Here is a 20,873-nt window from a genome sequence, read left to right on the forward strand (position 1 = left end):
GCCTTGAGATGTCAGGTTTGGTGAGTGGTCGCGCCGCCAGGCGCGAACCGTCAGCGGCCGGTGTTGATCCAGACCACCTTGGGCTCGGTGAAGTTTTCGATCGCTTCTTCGCCATGCTCGCGGCCGAAGCCGGAGTCCCGCGCTCCGCCCCAGGGCAAGCGGATGTCGGTCGGGCCGTAGGTGTTCACCCACACCGTTCCGGCCTTGAGGCGCCTGGCGAAGCGGTGGGCCCGAGCGATGTCTGATGTCCAGACGCCGGCGGCGAGGCTGTAGACAGTGCCGTTGGCGATGCGCAGCGCGTCCTCGTCGTCCTTGAAGCTGATGACGGTGGCGACGGGGCCGAATATCTCTTCCTGCGAAATGCGCATCTCGTGTTCGACGCCGGCGAACACTGTCGGCTCGACGTAGAAGCCGCGCTCGCCATGGCGGCCGCCGCCTGTGACCAGGTGCGCGCCTTCCTTCGTACCGATGTCGATGTAGTTGAGCACCCGGTTCATCTGCACTTCCGAGACCAGCGGACCCATGGCGGTCGAGGTTTCGCGCGGGTCGCCGATGCGGGTCGATTTCGCCCGGGCTGCGAGCCGCTCGACGACTTCGTCATAGACGGATTCGTGGGCGAGGATGCGCGAGCCGGCCGAGCAGACCTGACCGGTGTTGAAGAAGATGCCCGATGCCGCCGCTTTTACCGCCGCATCGAGGTCGGCATCTGGGAAGATGATGTTGGCCGACTTGCCGCCGAGCTCAAGCGTCACGCGCTTGAGGTTGCCAGCGGCACCCTGCAGGATCTGGCGGCCGACGACGGGCGAGCCGGTGAAGGTGACCTTGTCGATATCGGGATGGTCGACGATCGCCTGGCCGGCAATCTTGCCGAAGCCCGGCACGACATTGAGCGTACCTGCAGGGAAGCCGGCTTCGAGCGCCAGCTCGCCGATCCTGAGCGCGGTCAGCGGGGTGATTTCCGCAGGCTTCAAAACGACGGTACAGCCGCAGGCGAGGGCAGGTGCGATCTTCCACATGCCGATCATCAGCGGGAAGTTCCAGGGAATGATGGCGCCGACCACGCCGAGCGGTTCGCGCACGGTGTAGGTAAGCGCGTCCTGCCGTGCCGGGATCACCTTGCCGTTGATCTTGTCGGCCATGCCCGCATAGTAGACCAGCGTGTCGATCACCGCTGGCAGGTCCTGGCGGCGGATTGCCGAAACCGGCTTGCCGCTGTCTAGGCTCTCAAGGTTGACGAGTTCATCTTCGTTCTGGCGGATAAGTTCCGCCAGCTTGAGCATCAACTGCCCACGTTCACTGGCGCGCAGCCGCCCCCAGTCACCTTCGAACGCCTTGCGGGCCGAGCGCACGGCGGCGTCGACATCATTGGCATCTGCCTCGGCGATCTTGGCGATCACCTCGCCAGTCGACGGATCGAACGTATCGAAAGTGCGGCCGGACATGGCGTCGACGCGCTTGCCGTCGATCAAGAGTTTCTGGGTCCAGTCCGAAAATGCATATACCACCTGACATCCTCCACATATGAAATTGAGTTCATATCTGTCAGCCGGTGATCGCACCCTGGGAACACAGCTGGAGACTGCATCTAGCGTAGGAAAGATATTTTCCCGTGGGAATAAGATATCTGTTGCCTATATCGGCGGGCGAATACATGATCCCGAGTGCAAGTCTGACGGACGCAGAGATATGAATTCATGTTCATATCTCTGGTACGGGACCAGCTGGGAGGGTGATGATGATCCGTATCGAGATCGACCCGGTATGGCGCTTTCGACGCCATCAGGATTCCCAGTCGCTGCAGATCATGCTGGATTTCCTGGCCGAGATCCGCGCCAGCGGCAAGATCACCAAGGCCGCCGATCTTGCCGGCGTCTCATACCGCCACGCCTGGAACCTGATCGAGAAGTGGTCGGCGTTCTTCGATACCCCGCTCGTCGTGCGCAAGCAGGGCAGCGGCACAGTCCTCACGCCCTTCGGCGACAAGCTGGTGTGGGCCGGCCAGAGGCTTGAGGCCCGTCTCGGTCCGCTGCTGCAGAACTTGTCGCAGGAGTTGGAAACGGAAATCAACCAGCTTTTGCCGCACGGCCCGATCATCCTGCGCGTTCATGCCAGCCATGGCTTCGCGGTGCCGAAGCTGAGGGAGTTGCTCGCCCGCGAATCCGATATCGGGATCGATTTTCGTTATGTCAGTAACCAGAACTCGCTCGCATCGCTGGTGCATGACGGTTGCGACCTCGCCGGCATGCATCTGCCGCAGGGCGAGCTACGCAAGCGCAGCATCGCCGCCACCAAGGGCTGGCTCAATCCCGCGGCGCATCGCGTCATCGGTTTCGTCACCCGCGAAATGGGGCTGATGGTGGCGCCGGGCAATCCGCTCGGCATCACCTCGCTGGAGCGGTTGCTCGACCCCTCGGTCCGCTTCGTCAATCGCGATCCGGATTCGGGCACGCGCATGCTCCTTGCCCAGTTGCTGGCCCAGAACCGCATCGATCCCTTGCGTATCAACGGCTATGAGCATGCCGAGTTTACCCACGCGGCCGTCGCGGCCTACGTCGCCTCCGGCATGGCCGACGTCGCCTTCGGCGTCGAGGCGGCCGCGCGCCAGTTCGGCCTCGATTTCGTTCGCTTGTTGACCGAAGACTACTTCTTCGTCTGCCGGAAGGAGATTTTGGAACTCGAGGCGGTCAAGCGCGTGCTGTCCGTGATGCGCAGCCAGGAGTTCCACGCCGCCATCTCGCAACTGCCCGGCTACAGGGTCAACGATGCCGGCTCGATCCGGACTGTCCGGGACGTGTTCCGATCTCTGGACTAGACCGTAGGCATTCTGCTGGCGGCCAACGTCGCGCGATCCCTTCATCGCACGGCTTTCAAAGTCCTGCTTGGCCAATTAGAATGCATTTGCAAATAAAATTGGGCGGTCGAGCAACTGAAATATCGCCGTATTCGCTCTGGCCAATTTCCCGCTGTGAAGCCGGATGCGCCGCCTGGCAGATAATTCTTGATATTTTGAAGAAGGTTGTCGACCGCTGGTCAGGATGCGATCACGGTTTTCAGCTCCGCAAATTTTATTTGCATATGCATGTAAGTGACGCTAGCTTCCTGATCGGGAAGAGCGAGCGCGATGGCCTGGACAACGGATCCGGATAGGCTGGGCGCCATCAAGTGGAGGACTTGAAATGACAGCAGCTGCAGCTACGCTGGGCAATCTTGCGGAATTGCTTTTGAGCGGGCAGGTCGAGGTCGTCGATCTGTCGGGGCCGCTTGGTCCGGACACGCCCCTGCTCAAGCTGCCGCCGGAGTTTGCGGTGGATACGCCCAAGATCGAGATGCACACCATCTCCGAGTATGACGACAAGGGGCCCTTCTGGGCGTGGAATTGGCTGAAGATCGGCGAGCACTCGGGCACGCATTTCGATGCGCCGCACCACTGGATCACCGGCAAGGATTTTTCCGACGGCTACACGGACACCATCCCGGTACGCAACTACATCGCCCCATTGAATGTCATCGACTGCTCGGCGCAGTCGGCTGCCGATAACGATTTCCTGCTCACCGCTGACGGCATTCGCGCCTGGGAGGCCAAGCACGGTGCGATCGGCAAGGGCGAATGGGTGGTGATGCGCACCGACTGGGACAAGCGCAACGGCTCGGAGGCGGAGTTCCTCAATGTCGACGAGAAGGGGCCGCATTCACCCGGCCCGACGGTTGATTGCATCGAATACATCATCGAGCGCGGCGCTATCGGCTGGGGCACGCAGTGCATCGGCACTGATGCGGGTGCAGCGGGCGGGATGCAGCCGCCATTCCCGGCGCACAACCTGATGCACAAGGCCAACAGATATGGGCTGGCGAGCCTGTGCAACCTCGATAAACTGCCGCCCAAGGGAGCGATCCTCATCGCTGCCCCGCTGAAGATCGTGCGCGGTACGGGCAGCCCGGTGCGCGCGCTGGCGCTCGTGCCCCGGAGCTAGGTGAGGCCATCGCGGCTTGATGTCGGCATGCATGTCTCGGCCGCTCGGCGGCCGAGGTCGGTGCTGGATTGATCGAGCCGCCCGTTGGCGATTTCAGGCGGTAGTGCTCTGTATCGGCCTGCGGCGTAGAGGTTCGCCGCAGCAAGCCCGCCGCTGCAAAGGAAGATCCGATGACCGAGCACATCATATCGAGCGAGGATGATGAAGGGGCACGCCTCGGCGAGATCGGCCTCCAGCAGTTTGCGCCCTATCTGATGAACCGCATCATGGGGCGCTACAATGCCTCCTTGCGGGACGACCTGGCAAAGCTCGGGCTGACCACCCCCAAGATGCGGACGCTGGCCGTGCTTTCGGTCGTCGATGGGCTGCTCATCGGCCGTCTCGCGGTCTATGCCATCGTCGAGCAATCGACGCTCAGCCGCGCGCTCGATGCGCTCGAGGCGGACGGCCTGGTGCGACGCATGCCCGATCAGGACGACAGCCGCGCCATTCGCGTGTCGATCACCGAGGCTGGGCGTGCTGCCTTCGAAAGCCTGTGGCCGACCATGCGCGAGAGCTACAACAGGATGTTTGTCGGCATCGACGCGGCCGAGCATGCCGCCTTCGTCGCAACCCTGCAGAAGATACTCAACAACATAAAAAAGAATGATTTCTGAGGAGTGACCCATGGCCGAACGATCGTTTGCGAAGGAGGTCGAGAAGCTCAAGCTGGGTGAGGGCGAGGTCTTTACGGGCGAAGGCATCCTGGCCATCACCAAGGCGCTCTTGCAGTGCGGCGTGGGCTATGTCGGCGGCTACCAAGGTGCCCCGATCAGCCATCTCATGGACGTTCTGGCCGATGCGCAGGACATCCTCGGTGAACTCGGCGTGCACTTCGAAGCAAGCGCATCCGAGGCGACCGCAACCGCGATGCTTGCGGCGTCGGTTCATTATCCGATCCGCGGTGCGGCGACCTTCAAGTCGACCGTCGGCACCAATGTCGCGTCCGACGCGCTGGCAAACCTCGCCTCGGGCGGCGTCACCGGCGGTGCGCTCATCATCGTTGGCGAAGACTATGGCGAAGGCTCTTCCATTATGCAGGAGCGCAGCCACGCATTTGCCATGAAGAGCCAGGTCTGGCTGCTCGATCCGAGGCCGAACCTGCCGTCGATCGTCGCGGCGGTCGAGCATGGCTTCGAGCTGTCGGAGGCCTCGAATACGCCTGTCATGCTGCAGGTGCGCATCCGCTGCTGCCACGTCAACGGTTCCTTCGTGACAAAGAAGAATGTGCGCCCGGCGATGACCGTTGCCGAAGCGCTGGAGAACCCGCGTCGCGACACCCAGCGCATCGTGTTGCCGCCAGCGTCCTTCCTGCACGAGAAGGAGAAGATCACCAAGCGGCTGCCCGCGGCGATCGACTACATCAGGCGTCACCGGCTGAACGAGACCTTCGGTGGCGACGGCAAGGTCGGCCTCATCATGCAGGGCGGCATGTACAACGGCGTCATCCGTGCGCTGCAACGTCTGGGGCTCGCCGATGCCTATGGCGAGACGGATGTTCCGCTGCACGTGCTGAACGTCACCTATCCGCTGATCGACGACGATCTTGTGGCGTTCTGCTCCGACAAGGAGGCCGTGCTCGTCATTGAGGAGGGGCAGCCAGACTACATCGAGCAGGCGCTTGGCGCCATGCTCTACAAGGCCGGTGCCACCGTCAGGCTCGAGGGCAAGGGCATCCTGCCGATGGCCGGCGAATATTCGGGCGACGTGATGCTGACCGGCATTGGCGCCTTCCTGCGCAAGCATGCCGCAGATATGCTCGCTCCCGAGGTGCGGGCGCCCAACATGCCGGCTCCGCCGATATTCGACGACCTGGCCAAGACCGTGCCGATGCGTCCGCCGGGCTTCTGCATCGGCTGTCCGGAGCGTCCGATCTTTGCGGCCACCAAGCTTGCCGAGCAGGAACTCGGCAAGCACCACATCGCCTCCGACATCGGCTGCCATCTTTTCTCGATCATGCCGCCCTTCGATCTCGGCGCCACCACCATGGGCTACGGGCTCGGGCCGGCGTCGGCGTCGGCCTTCAATTCGCCAGATGCCAAGCGCCGCTCGATCTCCTTCGTCGGCGACGGTGGTTTCTGGCACAACGGCCTGACATCGTCGGTTGGCAACGCCGTCTTCAACAAGAACGACGGCGTCATCGTCGTGGTCGACAACTACTATTCGGCCGCGACCGGCGGCCAGGACATCCTGTCGTCACGTGCGAGCAATAGGACGAAGTCGACCAAGCATCCGATCACTGACGCGCTGAAGGGGATGGGCGTCAAATGGGTGCGCCACCTCGAGCGCACCTACGACGTCGGCATGATGCGCGACACCCTGAAAGAGGCGCTGACGACCGAGGAAAAGGGTCCCAAGGTGATTGTCGCCTCGTCCGAATGCATGCTGAATCGCCAGCGGCGCGAGGGACCCGTGCGCAAGCAGGCCATCGCCGATGGCAAGCGCGTGACCAAGACCAAGTTCGGCGTCGATGAGGATGTCTGCACCGGCGATCACGCCTGCATGCGCCTTTCCGGCTGCCCGTCGCTCTCGGTAAAGCAACTCGACGATCCCTTGCGGGACGATCCGGTGGCCACGATCGACGAAAACTGCGTCGGCTGCGGCAATTGCGGCGAGGTCGCGGATGCGGCGGTCCTGTGTCCGTCCTTCTATCAGGCCGACGTCGTATCCAACCCAACTTCCTGGGACCGGTTCTCGTTTGGCCTGCGCCAGCGCCTCATCAGGACGCTGCAGGCATGGCGCGAGCGTGGCCGACTGGTGTTCGAAGGAGTATCGGCATGAGGCTCGGGCTCCCAGAGGGCGTGGATACCACGCGCGCCATCATCAAGCTGGCCGTCCTGGCTGTCGGCGGTCAGGGCGGCGGCGTGCTGACCAACTGGATCACTGATCTGGCCCAGCGTAGCGGCTGGCACGTGCAGTCCACCTCGGTCGCCGGCGTCGCGCAGCGCACCGGCGCCACCATCTATTATGTGGAGATGATGCGGAAGGATCCGGCCCGGCCCGGCGCCAGTCCTGTGCTTGCGCTGAGCCCGGCGCCCGGCGACATCGACATTCTCATCTCCGCCGAACTGGCGGAAGCGGGGCGGGCGGTCCTGCGCGGCTTCGTCACGCAGGACCGGACCACCCTTATCGCCTCAAGCCACCGCATGCTCGCGGTGTCCGAAAAAGTCGTGCCCGGCGACGGCCGCGCCGACAGCGAAACCGTGCTGAAGCGAGCCGATGAAGCGGCGCGCCGCTTTATCCATTTCGACATGGAGACCATGGCGAGGCAGGCCGGCAGCGTGATCTCGGCAAGCCTGTTCGGCGCGCTTGCCGGCTCGGGCGAGTTGCCGTTTCCGCGCGAGGAGTTCGAGGCAACGATCCGCAGCGGCGGGCGCGGCGCCAAGGCAAGTCTTGCCGCCTTCGCGCTCGCATATGATCGGACGCGGGCCGGCCCGCAGCCGGAGGTCGAACTGGTGCCGCAGGCCACGCCGGGGGTGGCGGGACCAGCGGGATTGCGCGACAAATGGTCGGCGCTCGAGCGCCGCATTGAAAGGCTTCCCGAGCCGGTCCGCGACATGGCGGGGCACGGCCTTCGCAAGGTCGTCGATTTCCTCGATACGGCCTATGGAGCGGAGTATCTCGACAGGCTCGATACGGTAGCGGCGCTCGATTCCGCTGAGCATGGCCATGCTCTGACGCACGAGGCGGCGAAATACATAGCCAACGCCATGGTCTATGATGACATCATCCGCGTCGCCGATCTCAAGACGCGATCGTCGCGGGCCGAAAGAGTTCGCCGCGAGGTGCATCTTGGCGACGACCAGACCCTGATGACGACGGAATATTTCCATCCGCGCATGGAGGAGATCTGCGGCATGCTGCCCGCTCGGCTCGGTGCAGCGATTGAAGCCCGTTCTGGTCTCATGAAGAGCCTCAACCGCTTCGTCGACCGCGGCCGCAGGATCAGGACCGACGGCATGCTCGGTTTCGGCACGCTCTGGCTGGTCGGGGGAATGCGGCGCTGGCGGCGCGCTCTGCTCCGCCACAAGGTCGAGACCGCGCATCTGGAAGAGTGGCTGGAATTGGCGATGAAGGAAGCCAGCGCAGACTACGACGTCGGCGTCGAAGTGCTGAAATGCCGGCGCCTGATCAAGGGCTATTCGGACACCCATGTCCGTGGGCTGTCGAAATTCGACCGCGTGCTGGGCTGCCTTTCGATGCTGCGCGGACGCGACGATGCAGCGGTCTGGATCGCAAGGTTGCGCGAGGCAGCATTGAAAGATGCCGAAGGCATTGCGCTCGATGGTGCGATCATGACGGTGCGTTCCTTCGCCGGCACACCGGACGGCAAGGCCGCCTGATGGCCGACGCCGCCAACGGGAAGACACCGCACGAAGGCTGGAGGTGAAGAGCCAGCCGCCAACGGGATATCCGCTAGGCATGGTGCTGCGTGCCTACCCCTGATATTGCCGATTACAAACTCGCCGCTTGCGTCTCGAGCAGCTTCGCTATGGCCGCCTTGTAGCGTTCGAACTCCGGCGACGCCTGGCGAACGGGGATGGCCGGAGCGGTCGGCTGCGCGGAGACGGCGGGGGCCTTGCCGGTCATCTTGCGTTCCGCCCATGACACGACATAGCTGGCGTCCTTGCCCGTGAGGAAAGGGTTGGCCTTGATGACGCTCACCCCCAAAATGTCGACGAGCATCGCGTCACCGGAGGCTGAAAGCACCTGGTTGGCACCTTCCATGCCGAGGAAGTGGCAGAGATATAGCCGTCCTGCCGTAATCTGGTGGCCTCGCACCTTGAGATAGGCTTCGCCTTCGCGTGCAAGGTTGCGCACCATTTCCCTCGAGATGGTGGGGTCATAGCGGAGAGCAAGGATCTCCTCCGTCGACAGCGACCGCGCCAGGTCGGGACGGTAAGTGCTGATCATGCGCAGCCACGTCTTGGAGATGAATTGGCCGAGACCGGTTGCCGATGACAGCGGGTTCTTGGCGGTTGCACTTCCGCCGCTTTCGACATGGACGATGCGGTTGGTCAGGAGCTCGATGGCGGAATCGTCCGACGAGGTTGTGACGACCGTGACGGTACCCAGCGGGTCGACAGCCTGGCCGTCCTGGTAGAGTTCGAAGTGCAGATGCGGGCCGGTCGAGAGGCCGGTTGTGCCGATGTAGCCGATCAGGTCGCCGGCCTTTACAGCGGACCCGACACTGATGTTGGCGGCAAAGCGCTGCATGTGGGCATAACGCGTCTCGCGCCCGTTGGCATGCGTAATGCGGATGAGGTTGCCGTAGCCCTTGCCGTCGCCTTCGAACGCGATCTGGCCGTCGAAAGCGGCGACGATCGGCGTGCCCACAGGGGCCGCCCAGTCGACGCCCTTGTGGATGCGGACCGTCTTGAGGATGGGATGCATGCGCGGACCGAATGTCGATGTCATGACCCCGTTGACCGGTGTCACCATGCCGTTGGCGGTCGCCGGCGAGCGGATTTGGTCGTCGGCGGTGACGCAGGCGAAGTCCCGCTCGCCTTCGCGGAACACGAAGCACTCGAGGTTGGTGCCGCCGCCGAGCACGCCGACATAGAGCACCCGCCCGGCGAGGCCATCCTTGCCGCGCGGCGTTTCCGAATAGAGCAACACCAGCCGCTGGCTCTCGGTGGTGAAGGCATTCAGGTCGTGGCCGCGCGACAGATACATGATCGCTTCGCCGAGTACGCTTGTCGGCACGTCGTTGCGGGCTGCGGTGGAATAGATCGCGTCGAGCAGCCGGTACTGCCGCTTTTGTGTTCCGGTCTCCGGGCGGCCCGAATAGTTGAAGAGATCGTCGCGGACCCAGGGGTCGACGCCCGACACGAAAAGCCCGTTGGAACTGCGCGCGACGGTGCCGACATATCTGCTCATGGCATAGACCGAGACCTGCATGAGGGCGAAGCTCGATGCCTCGCGGCGGGGCCTGAAACCGCGCATGGCGACGACGTATCCGGGTTGGAGGTCGGCCAGGGCGAACTGGGTCTTGAGCGCATCGGCGGCGAGCCTGGCCTCGTCGGCTGCGAAATGCGCCTCAAGTGCCACGCTCTCGAGGCTTCTCGCGGTCAGCACCTTGACGAAGATGTCCTGCGTCGGTTCGAACCTGTCGCCCTGGGGCGTTACGGTTGCGATGCTCGTGTTGTCTTCGATCACCGTTTTCTGGAAGGCGGGCAGGGGAGCCTCGCCTTCGTCGATGGTCTCGCCCCAGCCGGCGCCGACATCGTCGGACAGGGTGGCCTCGCCGCTGTCGGTGTCGCCAACAGATTGGGTAGCCGGGGGCTGGGCATCGGGCCCCGCGGCGGGTGCGGCTGTGCCGCGCTGAGCCTGAAAGAAAGCGAAATCTTCCTGTGACGAAGGGATCGTCGTCATGAAGCGCTCGCTGGTCGACAGCATCGTGTCGGAAAGGAAGGCGAGCCTTGGAGATACCCCGTCGGTACCGAGTTCTGGCGGCCTAGCCACCGACTGGCGCTTCGTCTCGGCGCTGGCCTCGTGCGACAGGTTGATCCACATCGGATCGCCGGCGAGGTCGAGGATGGCGGGAACGTAGACGCCGGCATCGGGGGGAAGGACGTCGGCTTCTTCGGTAGGCTGCAGGTCGCCTTCATAGTCGGGCGCAAACCAGTAGCCGTAGCCGATATAGGCCCCGGCCGAGAGGACCAGAAGGCAAACCAGCCCGGCTGCCGCAACCATCTTGCGGAGCCGCGATCGCCTGCGCTGAGCCTCCCGCTCAAGCTTTCGCCTGCGGAAACTGGTGTCGATGCCGTGCGTCATGGCGCGCGGGCAGTGAGGAAGAACGTCCAGCGCGCCTGCTGGAGCGTGTCGACCTCATGGAACCGCGCCGCCACCTGGCCGCGCACCCAGCAGTCGTCGGTGTCGCGGATGACGAAGCGACGGCGCTCGACGCACATGTCGGTGGACCCGTCGAGGACGGCGTTGCCGAAGACGTCGGTGGCGTAGATGTAAATGTAGCGGTTGGCGAGTTCCTCGCGGATGACGTTGACGCACTGGTTGGCGCCGACCGTCCACCAGCCCTCGGTCTGGAAAGAACCCTCGTTCTGCTGCCCGACCGCGAGATTGACCACGTCCAGTGTCTGGTTGCAGACCGTGAACTCCGCGTGCGCCGGGGCTGGTGTCAGCATGGCCAGGATGGCTGCGGCTGCCGCAGAGCAGGCAAGCTGGAGTGCCCGGCGGCAGTGCACCGGAACAGGACTCGAGCGGCTAGCGGCCTTCTGCGAAGGACATCGGAGCAGCACCATCCGTCGCCCCCAGTATGCGCACCACGACAATGGTCACGTTATCAGTGCCGCCGCGATCGAGAACCTTCTCCAGAAGTTCGTTGCAGACAGCCTGCGGAGAAGCGGCCGCAGCCGCGGCCTCGATCTCCTTCTCCAGGACGTGGGCCGTGAGACCGTCCGTCGCCAGCACGAAGACATCTCCCGGCTTGATGTCGCCCTGGTAGAAGTCGAGAGCGATCTCGTCGTTGACGCCAATGGCCCGGGTGACGACGTTGCGGCGCGGCCAGGTGCGGGCCTCCTCGGCTGTTATCGCGCCCCTGTCGACCAGTTCCTGCACTTCGGTGTGGTCGTGCGACAGCTGTGAGATGGCGTTGTCGCGAACGAGGTAGATGCGGCTATCGCCGAGCCAGAGGCAGGCGAACTTGCCATCCATCGCAAGCAGTGCCGCCAGCGTCGAGCCGATGGTGACGCCGCGCTCGGCCGATATCAGGCGGATTTGGTCGTGGGCGCGTTCGAGCCGGTCTTCGAAGCGGGCGCGCAGGTCGGGTGGCGAGGCTGCGACGCCGATGGTGGCAAGGTGTTCGACGATGCTCGCCGAGGCAAACTCGCCGTCATCATGGCCGCCCATGCCGTCAGCTACCACCCAGACCCCGCTCCGGGGTTCGAGCAGCAAGCTGTCTTCATTGGTCTGGCGCACGCAACCCCTGTGGGTTACGCCGTAACTGTCGAAGGCAAGCGCGACATCAGCCAATTGCCCCTGGCGCCAGCCTGGCGCCCCTCTGCGGTAGCTGCCTGTTACTTTTTCAGTCTGCCACAGGGGCGGACGTTAGAACACCGAAATCAAGCTGACCCATGAACGGCCTCCGCTCAAAGGGTCTTGGGGCAGACGAAGGACGAAAGCGCCGGCAATGAGAAAGGATTCCCGGGAGAGTTGGCTTGCAGTGTGTAGGTGACGTCGCGTCCACCGATGACAAAGCGAAGCTCGACCTTGTCGTCTTTGGCTGATGGTGTGGCAGTGTCCAGCAGCCGCTTCAACGCCCATGGCCCAGCAAAGGTCATAGTGGAGTCTCGCCCGGCCAACTCCGGCGTCAGGCTGATGCTCGCCTGGCCGGTGGCCGCTGCGCCGGGCCAGACGATGACGACAGGGCTATTGCCCGTCTGGTAGCTCTGCACCAGCTGACCGTTGACGTTGAGAAGCGCCATGTCGATGTCATTGTGCTGCGAAAACGGTGTGACAGTGATGTTGAGCGCCGGAGCCGTGCCGCCGAGCGGGAAGAAGGCATCGCGGATCGTGGCAGCCAACTGGAACGGCCTAAGGGCGCTTGCGGAGAGTTCCCGATCAAGGCTGTTGCCCTGCTTCCATGTCCAGTCCTGGCCGGAGACGTCGACGTATGGCGAAAGGTTCTGGGCGAAGTAGCGATCCAGCAGACCGCCCGGTCCGAACAGGCGGGTGAAGTCGGCGATTGGCAGGTCGTCGCTGCTGCTTGCTGAGAACGGATAGCGGTTGGCGAGCGCTTCTTCGCAGGGGCCGGCGACCAGCTCCGCGAGCGACTGGCGTATCTGTTCGAGCGAGGCCCGGGCGGCATTGCCTTCGAAATCGTCTGCCGCGGCAAGGATCATACGCTGCAGGGACTTCGGTACGCGCGAGGCGTTGGCGCGCAGGTTGGAGATCTGGAGCTGCAGGTTGGCGCTGGTCTGATCCGTCCGGGTTGGCGCGGCAGCGGCGATGGTGAGGCTCTGGTGGATGGCGCGGAAATTTTGGACTAGCGCGTCGACAGGGCGCTGGCCTGGACGACCGTCGACCAGCAATTGGAAGGCGCGGAACTGTGCCGCCACGCTGGCTCCAGGCACGACAGCCGCTCCGCCTGCCGGCGCCGACCCGGCGCGGGTACTGGACTTGCGGCCCTGCAGTTCGATCCCGATCCGAGCTAGGCCGTCGGATCGCGCCGGATCGCTGGCGGCGGCATCGTTGGCCCGAGCAAGTGCGGTTTCGCGCGCGATCGCCTCGAACAGCTTGGCGATGGGAGAGTTGGGGGCGCCAGCTGCCGAAAGTGCCACGAACTGCTGTTTGTCCGCAGCCATCGGCTGGAACTTCAACCGCTCGAGTGCGCTGTTCCAGGCGGCAGCGAAATCCCGGTCGTAGCGGTCCAGCAGGTCCGGTCCAAGCCGTGGCAGTTGCTGCTCGACCTCCCCCTGCTCGGCACTCGTGCCGATTACCCATCGGTCATCCGCAAGCCTGCTGGCAATTCCGGCCAGTTGGGTAAGGAAGACGTCGTTGAAGCCGCTGTTGGTGTAGATGCCCGGTATGCGGAGGGTTCCGAGGTCGCTGCCGTCGACGGTGTCGAAGACGAGTTTCGTTTCCGGGCCGCCGGCAGCGACGAACGCAAAATCCTGCGGTTGCTCTGATGACATCGCCGAGGCGATGAGTGCCGCGGCTCGGTCGGCGACCGTCATGCGCCCAAGCGAGCGCTGCGCGGCCTCGACAAGTGAACGGTCGATCTCGACCGATGGGTCGTGGGCGTCATCAAGCACCAGCATGGCTCGCAGGTGCTTTTCCAGTGCGAGGCGGCCATCGCGGTTCTGCGGACCCGGGTATCGGTTCTGCTCCCAGTCCCGCTTCATCCATGCGACGATCATCTCGTCGTCGGACTTGGGCGCCTTTCCCCCCAGCATCAGATAGACCTTCAGCGGTTCATAGAGGCTGGCCGGGTCGCTCAGCTTTGCCTGGATCAGCTGTTCGAGATGCAGCATCAGGCGCGGGCGGTACAGACGCTCAAGGGCCTGGCGGTAGGCCTCCTGTGAGGCTGACCCAAGCCTGGCGCGTTGATCCATGCCGAGCATTTCCCTCGGCGAGACCGGTAGGTCGCGGTTGTCGTAGCCTGCCGGCAATCCCCTGATACCTTCGAGGCCGTCGAGCACGGTTTCCAGGTCCGTATCCGTCACCGTGGTTGCCTGGAGTTGTTGCGACGTCGAAGCGCGGATCGTCTCCGTTCCATCGGCCGTTGCCTTCGCAAGGTCTCGGTTGGCCTTGAAGCTTGTGCCCAGGGCGCCGAGCGCCGCCAAGGTTGCAAGGACGACGGCGCCGATACTGGCTTGCCTGACCAGACGGAGCCTGCGGTCGGCACTGCGGTCGAAGGTTACCCACCCGGCCTCGGCGAAAATCACCCGGGCAAGCAGGTCATGCAGGAAGAAGCTCTTGCCGGTGCCCGATAGCTGGTCGCGCGCGTCGCGGCCGAAGCTCTTGCCGATGGCACCGAGAATACGGTCGACGGGCGTGCCTTCCTGGGTGCCGGAGGCGAAGTAGAAGCCGCGGAGCGCGTAGCCGGCAGGTTGATCGCCATCGAAGACGGCGCCCAGGAACGTGGCGCAGTGCGCCTTCAGGCAAGACATCTGCGCGGGGAAACCGAAAGCGGCGATGCGGGCTGCAGGATCCGTTTCTTCTTGCAGCCTGTCGGGCAGGCTTTCCGAAAGGCGCCGGATCAACTGTTCGAGCTCGGCTGTTGCATCGCCTGCCGGATTGCGCGTCCTGTCCGCCGGCTGGAAGGTCGTGCCCCACACCTCCTGGCGTTCGGCTTCGCTGCAGTCGCCGAAGAATTCCATGAAGCCGCTGACGAGATCGGCCTTGGTGAACAGCACATAGACGGGGAAGTCGATCTTCAGCCGCTCATGCAGCTCGCCCAGGCGATTGCGGATTTCCTTTGCCTGAGCGTCAAGTCCGTTTTGACCCCAGGTCAGCAGGTCGGCCACGCTGACGGCGACGATCGCGCCATTGATCGGCTGGATACCACGGTGCTTCTTCAGCAGCGCGAGGAAATCCAGCCAGCCCTTGCGGTCGCGGTCGGCATCGGAGTCCTGCGTGGTGAAGCGGCCGGCGGTGTCGAGCAGGACGGCGCCGTCGGTGAACCACCAGTCGCAGTTGCGCGTTCCGCCAACGCCGGGAACCGATTGAGCCGTGCCGGAAACGGCGAGCGGGAAGGGCAGGCCGGAGTTCGCCAGCGCAGTTGTCTTGCCAGCGCCAGGCGGCCCGATGATCAGGTACCACGGTACCTCGTAGAGGAAGTTGCGCCGGCCACCCGATCGCCTGAGCGCTGCGAGGGCATCCTGCATGCCCTTTTCCAAAAGCGCCGCGTCGGCGCCCCGGGTGCCGGTGGCCAGTGCGGCTTCCATGGTCTTCTCGGCCCGGCGGGCAAGCAGCACCTGATGCAGATAGTAGCTGCCGAGCGCGATGGCGACCGCTGCAATGAGCGCGGCGCGCACGCTGACGGAGGACAGCGGGCGCTGATCTCCAAGCCCGAGCAACGGTCCGGCATACCAGATGGCCGCGGCCAGCCCGACGAAGGCGACCACACTGGCGACGAACGGCAGGATGCCAGTCGACGGCGCGGAGGTGCGCTGTCGGCTGGCGCGCCGGCTCACAGGGTCTCCTCCCTGGGCACCATCACCTCGATCCGTCGGTTCCGCGCCCTGCCTTCCGGTGTCGAATTGTCGGCAATCGGTTCATCTTGTCCCTTGCCGTCGACGCTGATGCGGGAAGGGTCCTGCAGGGTCGGGGCGACCAGTTTCTTGACGGCCTCTGCCCGCGCCAAGGACAGATCGTGGTTCGACTTGAAAGGGCCTGACGGACGCGGCCTGATGTTGTCGGTGTGGCCAACGATGCTGATCGGGCCACGCTCGCTATCAAGGGCTGCACCCATGCGGCTGGCAACAGCGGCGAAATCAGGCTTGGCCTCCACGGCGCCGGGGTCGAACAGCAGGCTGTTGTCGATATCGATGACGACGAAGTCGCCTCTGGTGTCGACGCTGAGCGCGCCGCTGGCGATGTCCTCGGCGAGCGCGGATCGGATGCGTTCGATCTGCGATGTCTGGGGCTGCGGGGCGGGCTGTTCTTCCACGACCGGTGGCGCGAGGCCGGCCCGCTCGATGACGACAGGGGTTGACGGGACGAGCGCCAGCAGCTGCTGTGCCGCTGCCTCGCCTTCGTCGGTGACGCTAGCCCGCATCCAGAAGAAGGCGCCGGCGACCAATGCAACGCCTGCTGCGGCGAACGCCCAGGCGGGCATCCGTCGCGGCGGGCGCGCCGGTCCGATAGACATCGGCTGCCAGCGCGGCGACAAACCTTCCTGTATCGGGCGAAAATAGCGGATCGCGTCATAGACATCGCGGCGGACCGGCTCGAGGTTCTGGCCGCGCGTCGTGCCGCGATATGGCCCTTCAAATCCGAGCGAAAGGCAGGCGTGCATCAGTTCGAGCAGGTCGCAGCGGTCCTGCGGATCGGCCAGCACGGTGTTCAGCGCGTCGAAGAAGCCGTTGCTTGGGGTCTCGACCTGATAGTGCTGCCACAGAAGACTGTGCGGCGCCCACGTGGCCGCGCCAATGCCAGGCAGGTTCCTGGCGATGTCGTCGGCGGTCTCGCACAGCGCGTAGCGGGCGATGCCGATATCGTCTTCGTCGAGACCCAGTTCGGCAGCCTTCCAATCAAACTCATCTAAGGCGGCTGACAATTGCCGTCCGACTTCGCCGGCGTCTGGCTTGGTAGCTTTCAAGCGCAGATGGCCGAGCAGCATCAGCAGCGGCGCGGCAGCTGTCATCACGCCGTTGGACACCGGATAGTCGAGGTCGAGCAGGCTCTCCAGCAGGTCTGGCCTGGTGCTCGAAGCTGTGGAACCGTTGGGACTGTTCGGCGATGGCCGGCCAGCCGGCGGCCTGGTTTGCGAGATGATGGTGCCGGTATTCGCCGGGGCCGAGTAGACCATGGTCGGGTCGGCAGGTGGCACGGGTTCAAGCCTGCCGGAACGGCTCGGCGAGCCGCGGACGATCGTTCTGCCGCCAGAGCCGGAAGGATTGTCCTTCGAAGCCATTGCCGCTCACCCGCCCTCGCGTCGGCAACACAGCCGCGCCGTCGCTGACACGTCCTGCGCGGCAGCTTTTTCCGCGCCCGGCCACTGAAGCCAGCATGGTAGTGCAAGCCCTTGTCCAAGGGAACCGGGCGAGCGTGGGAGGGCTAATGGAAGCCGAATGCCCTGCTATTTCTGGTTCGAAGACTTGGAGTAGGCTTCGCTGAAATAGGCAAGGAAGACGTCGAGCATGCCGTTTTCATGCGCCGCCTCGCGGGCGTCCCACGTGGCCACGAACGTATCCCAGGCTCGCCCCTTCTTGGAGACGAAGGCGCCGCCCTGGGATTTCGCCTCGATGGCGTCGGGTGACAACTCGGCCAGAAGGCGCGACAGGGCGGCCTGCATAGCGGCGTAGGTGGCGATCTCATGCGCCTTGAGGTCGCGGAATGCCCCCTCGACGCTCTGGCGCGCGTCGAGATACCCGGCACGCTTCCTGGTGAACATGATGTCGAGGATCTCTTCGGCATGCGGGACGAACTTCAGCGGGTTGTTGTCCACGCCGCCGATCATCGTCCGCTGGCTGCTCTTGGCCAAAGCCTTGGCAGCGGCCCGCGCCTTCAGCATCTGGGACAGTTCGTCCACCACCAGTCGGAGGATCGAGCCGATCTCGGCCGCCACGTCGCGCGGATCGCGCTGCTGGAAGACATCGGGCGAAACCCCTGCGCCGGCGGCAATGAGGCGCAACAGCTCCGCCGTGTCGACCTGCCTTGCGGCAGGCGGCGGGGTAGGCCGCATGGCTTGGGCCTGGTCCGCGTTTCGGCTCTCTTGCGGTCGCGCCCTAGGCGCGATCTGCTCTGCCGTTGCACCAAAGAATGGGTCGGACCGCTGAGGCGGCGCCTGTTCGAAGCCCCATGCGTCGGGCGCGCGAGGTGCAGGTGCCGCGTCCTCCAGTGACACGGCCACGATGTAACGCCCGATGCAGAGCCTGTCGCCGTCGGCAAGGCGATAGGGCGAGCTCATGCGCTGGTCGGAGCCGTTGAGGAAGGTGCCGTTGCGCGAGACGTCGTGCAGCCAGAAGGCGCCATGGTCGAAGCGCACCTCGCAATGCAGGCCGGAGATGAACAGGTCGGGGTCCGGCAGGTTCCAGTCGCGCCTGTCGCGGCCGATGGCGAAGCTGCGGGCATTCGAACTGAAGGTGATCGGCCCGCCATCCGGCAGCCTGTCGACATTCTCGATGGTCAGGTTGATGAGCATCAGGAATTGCCCGCCAGGTCCCAGCTCGCAAGAAGCCTCGGTCAGATTCACGCATTTATTCTAGCAGCTTGCCGGTATCGGAGCACAGAGCCATTTCTGGTGCACATGTTTACCAGCATTGAGAAGCAGCACTTGGGAGGGCCAAAGGACTTATGCTAAGCTCTCCCCGCGAAAGTCCGGCGATCCCCTGGAGAGGCACGACGCCATGGCTAACGATCGTGCGACAGTCGTTCGGACACCGCTCGGTGGCGATGCGCTGACCTTTACCCATCTCGCGGGGCGCGACGAGATCAGCCGCTGCTTTGCCTATACGGTTGGCTTCGCCAGCAGCGATCCCGACATCGATCCGCTCAAGATGCTAGGTGGTTCCGTGTCGGTTGAGGGCGAGTCCAAGCCGGAACGCTGGTTCAGCGGCTTGGTTTCGGACTTCCGGCTCACCCGCATCGAGGATCGGCTGGCCTATTATGAAGCCACCGTCCGGCCATGGCTCTGGTTCCTCGGCAACACCACCGATTGCCGCATCTTCCAGAACATGACGGCCATCGAGATCGTCGAGAAGATCTTCTCGAAATATGGGGTGGCGAAATTCGAGAAGCGGCTGCAGGGCTCCTATCCGTCGCGCGAATATTGCGTGCAGTATGACGAGAGCGACCTCGATTTCGTTCAGCGCCTGCTCGAGCATGAAGGGGTGATGTACTTTTTCGAGCATGGCGATGGCGAGCACAAGCTGATCCTCGCCGATGCGATGAACAAGCTGAGGCCGGCGCCTGGCTACGAAAAGGTATCTTACCACTTCGAAGGCCGTGGGGCGCGCCGCGACGTCGAGTACATCACCGAATGGGTGCCGGGCAGTTCCGTTCGCCCGGGTGCTTATGCCCACACCGACTACGATTTCCAGAAGCCGGGCGCTGACCTGATGGCCAAGTCCGACCAGGCCTTCGGCCACAAGCAAGCCTCGGGCGAGAATTATCGCCAGCCCGGCGCCCATCTCGACGTCGGCCGCGGTGACGCCGTTGCGCTCGTCCGGCGCGAGGAGCTGCAGGCCGTGCACCAGCGCATCGCTGCGGCGGGAACCGTGCGCGGCCTGTTTTCAGGCTGCACGTTCAAGCTGGAGGGGTTTCCGCGGGACGACCAGAATGAAGAGTATCTGGTGGTGAGCGCCGAGTACCGGGTGTTCGACCCGGGCTATCACACCGGCGTCGAGACCGGCGGCGAGAGTTTTACCGTGGTTCTGGGCGTAGCCCCGACCAGCCTGCCATATCGGCCCCCGCGCATCACGCCGCGGCCGATCATGCGCGGGCCGCAGACGGCGACCGTGGTCGGCCCCTCGGGCGAAGAGATATTCACCGACAAATATGCCCGGGTGAAGGTGCAGTTCCACTGGGACCGCGAGGGCAAGAAGGACCAGAACAGCTCGTGTTTCGTGCGCGTGTCGCAGACCTGGGCCGGCAGCAACTGGGGTTTCATCCAGATCCCGCGCATCGGCCAGGAGGTGATCGTCGACTTCATCGAGGGCGATCCCGACCTGCCGATCATCACCGGCCGCGTCTACAACGCCTCGCAGATGCCGCCCTATGGCCTGCCGGGAAGCGCCACGCAGTCCGGCTGGAAATCGAACTCCTCGAAGGGCGGTGGCGGCTACAACGAGCTGATGTTCGAGGACAAGGCCGGTTCGGAACTGGTCAACTTCCAGGCCCAGAAGGACCACAACCTTTTGATCAAGCACGACCGCACCAAGCTCGTGCAACACGATCAGTCCGACCGCATCGACCATGACGCCAAGCATTCGGTCGGCCACAACCTCGACGAGGACGTCGGCAACAACAAGACGGTTAAAGTTGGCGTCGACCAGACGACGAATATTGGTTCGAACGATACCGAGACGGTGGGTTCCAATCGTTCACTGACTGTAGGCTCGAACGAAACAATCAGCATCGGCTCCAATTCGACAGAGACAATCGGCGCCAATCATGCGCAGACGGTGGCTATCGCCCAGGCGATCACAGTGGGGGCTGCGCGTGTCGATACGGTCGGCGCGACGGAGACACGGTCGGTGGGCGCGGCGCAGACGAACACGATCGGCTCCACGCGCGCGGTCACCGTGGGAGCTGCCCAGACCCATCAGATCGGGGCAAGCGACAGCTGGAACATCGCATCGAACCAGGATGTGACGGTTGGCGGCGGGCAGACGTTCAACGTCGCCAAGGATCACAAGAGCCAGATCGGAGCGGGTCGGCGCACCGAAATCGCCAAGGACGATGGCACCAAGATCGGCGGTGCTTTCGAACTCAGGATCGCCAAGGCCAGCATGGTCCAGATCGGCGAGGACGGAAAGATGAACGTCGGCAAGACGTTCCTGATCGAGGCCGGCGATGCAATCGCGCTGAAGTGCGGCGCCTCGACCCTCACCATGAAGAAGGATGGAACGATCACCATCGAAGGCAAGGACATCAGCATCAAGGGATCGGGCAAGATCAATGTCAAGGCGTCGAGCGACATCACCATGAAAGGCTCGGAAATCAAGCAGAACTGAG

The 20,873-nt window shown here is 64.0% G+C and carries 13 protein-coding genes; 6 read left to right on the plus strand and 7 right to left on the minus strand.

The genetic code is table 11. From position 1 onward, the window contains the following. Positions 1 to 50: 50 nt before the first annotated feature. Positions 51 to 1,442 carry an aldehyde dehydrogenase family protein gene (locus B015_RS0108510; protein WP_245262303.1) on the minus strand — a complete coding sequence of 464 codons (1,392 nt, stop codon included), beginning with the start codon at positions 1,440 to 1,442 and terminating at the stop codon, positions 51 to 53. Positions 1,443 to 1,735: 293 nt separating this feature from the next. Here B015_RS0108510 and B015_RS0108515 point away from each other — a divergent pair, with 293 nt between their 5' ends. The 5 genes from B015_RS0108515 to B015_RS0108540 all read left to right on the plus strand — a co-directional run bounded on the left by B015_RS0108515 (position 1,736) and on the right by B015_RS0108540 (position 8,353). Then, complete coding sequence (locus B015_RS0108515) at positions 1,736 to 2,812, plus strand: substrate-binding domain-containing protein (RefSeq protein WP_026227038.1); 1,077 nt, start codon at positions 1,736 to 1,738, stop codon at positions 2,810 to 2,812. Positions 2,813 to 3,176: 364 nt separating this feature from the next. After that, a complete protein-coding gene (locus tag B015_RS0108525; RefSeq protein ID WP_018427266.1) occupies positions 3,177 to 3,971 on the plus strand; it encodes a cyclase family protein in 795 nt (264 codons plus the stop codon). Between the two features lie 170 nt (positions 3,972 to 4,141). Then, positions 4,142 to 4,627 (plus strand): MarR family transcriptional regulator, encoded by a 486-nt coding sequence (locus B015_RS0108530; protein ID WP_018427267.1) that lies wholly within the window; start codon positions 4,142 to 4,144, stop codon positions 4,625 to 4,627. A gap of 10 nt (positions 4,628 to 4,637) precedes the next feature. Beyond that, a complete protein-coding gene (locus tag B015_RS0108535) occupies positions 4,638 to 6,791 on the plus strand; it encodes an indolepyruvate ferredoxin oxidoreductase subunit alpha (RefSeq protein WP_018427268.1) in 2,154 nt (717 codons plus the stop codon). Continuing rightward, complete coding sequence (locus B015_RS0108540; protein WP_018427269.1) at positions 6,788 to 8,353, plus strand: indolepyruvate oxidoreductase subunit beta family protein; 1,566 nt, start codon at positions 6,788 to 6,790, stop codon at positions 8,351 to 8,353. Before B015_RS0108535 ends, B015_RS0108540 begins: the two co-directional genes overlap by 4 nt. 112 nt (positions 8,354 to 8,465) lie before the next feature. Here B015_RS0108540 and B015_RS0108545 read toward each other — a convergent pair whose 3' ends face one another. The 6 genes from B015_RS0108545 to tagH form a co-directional block, all read right to left on the minus strand. Then, entirely contained in the window at positions 8,466 to 10,706 is a 2,241-nt protein-coding gene (locus B015_RS0108545; protein ID WP_323848106.1) for a M23 family metallopeptidase, read from the minus strand. A 77-nt stretch (positions 10,707 to 10,783) separates the two neighbouring features. Beyond that, entirely contained in the window at positions 10,784 to 11,155 is a 372-nt protein-coding gene (locus tag B015_RS0108550) for a DUF1036 domain-containing protein (RefSeq protein WP_018427271.1), read from the minus strand. 79 nt (positions 11,156 to 11,234) lie between these two features. Beyond that, the gene (locus B015_RS0108555; RefSeq protein ID WP_040456103.1) at positions 11,235 to 12,002 is read right to left on the minus strand and encodes a protein phosphatase 2C domain-containing protein; all 768 of its coding nucleotides are present in this window, start codon (positions 12,000 to 12,002) and stop codon (positions 11,235 to 11,237) included. Positions 12,003 to 12,118: 116 nt separating this feature from the next. Continuing rightward, positions 12,119 to 15,667 carry a type VI secretion system membrane subunit TssM gene (tssM, locus tag B015_RS0108560; RefSeq protein ID WP_018427273.1) on the minus strand — a complete coding sequence of 1,183 codons (3,549 nt, stop codon included), beginning with the start codon at positions 15,665 to 15,667 and terminating at the stop codon, positions 12,119 to 12,121. Next, the gene (gene icmH / locus B015_RS0108565; protein ID WP_018427274.1) at positions 15,664 to 17,109 is read right to left on the minus strand and encodes a type IVB secretion system protein IcmH/DotU; all 1,446 of its coding nucleotides are present in this window, start codon (positions 17,107 to 17,109) and stop codon (positions 15,664 to 15,666) included. The genes tssM and icmH overlap by 4 nt, the downstream gene beginning before the upstream one ends. A gap of 165 nt (positions 17,110 to 17,274) precedes the next feature. After that, positions 17,275 to 18,339 (minus strand): type VI secretion system-associated FHA domain protein TagH, encoded by a 1,065-nt coding sequence (gene tagH / locus B015_RS0108570; protein ID WP_018427275.1) that lies wholly within the window; start codon positions 18,337 to 18,339, stop codon positions 17,275 to 17,277. Positions 18,340 to 18,544: 205 nt separating this feature from the next. Between tagH and B015_RS0108575 the strand changes: the two genes are divergently transcribed. Further along, positions 18,545 to 20,872 (plus strand): type VI secretion system Vgr family protein, encoded by a 2,328-nt coding sequence (locus B015_RS0108575; protein ID WP_018427276.1) that lies wholly within the window; start codon positions 18,545 to 18,547, stop codon positions 20,870 to 20,872. The last annotated feature ends 1 nt before the right edge of the window (position 20,873 follow it).

The sequence above is a fragment of the Hoeflea sp. 108 genome (assembly GCF_000372965.1).
Taxonomy (GTDB): Bacteria; Pseudomonadota; Alphaproteobacteria; order Rhizobiales; family Rhizobiaceae; genus Aminobacter.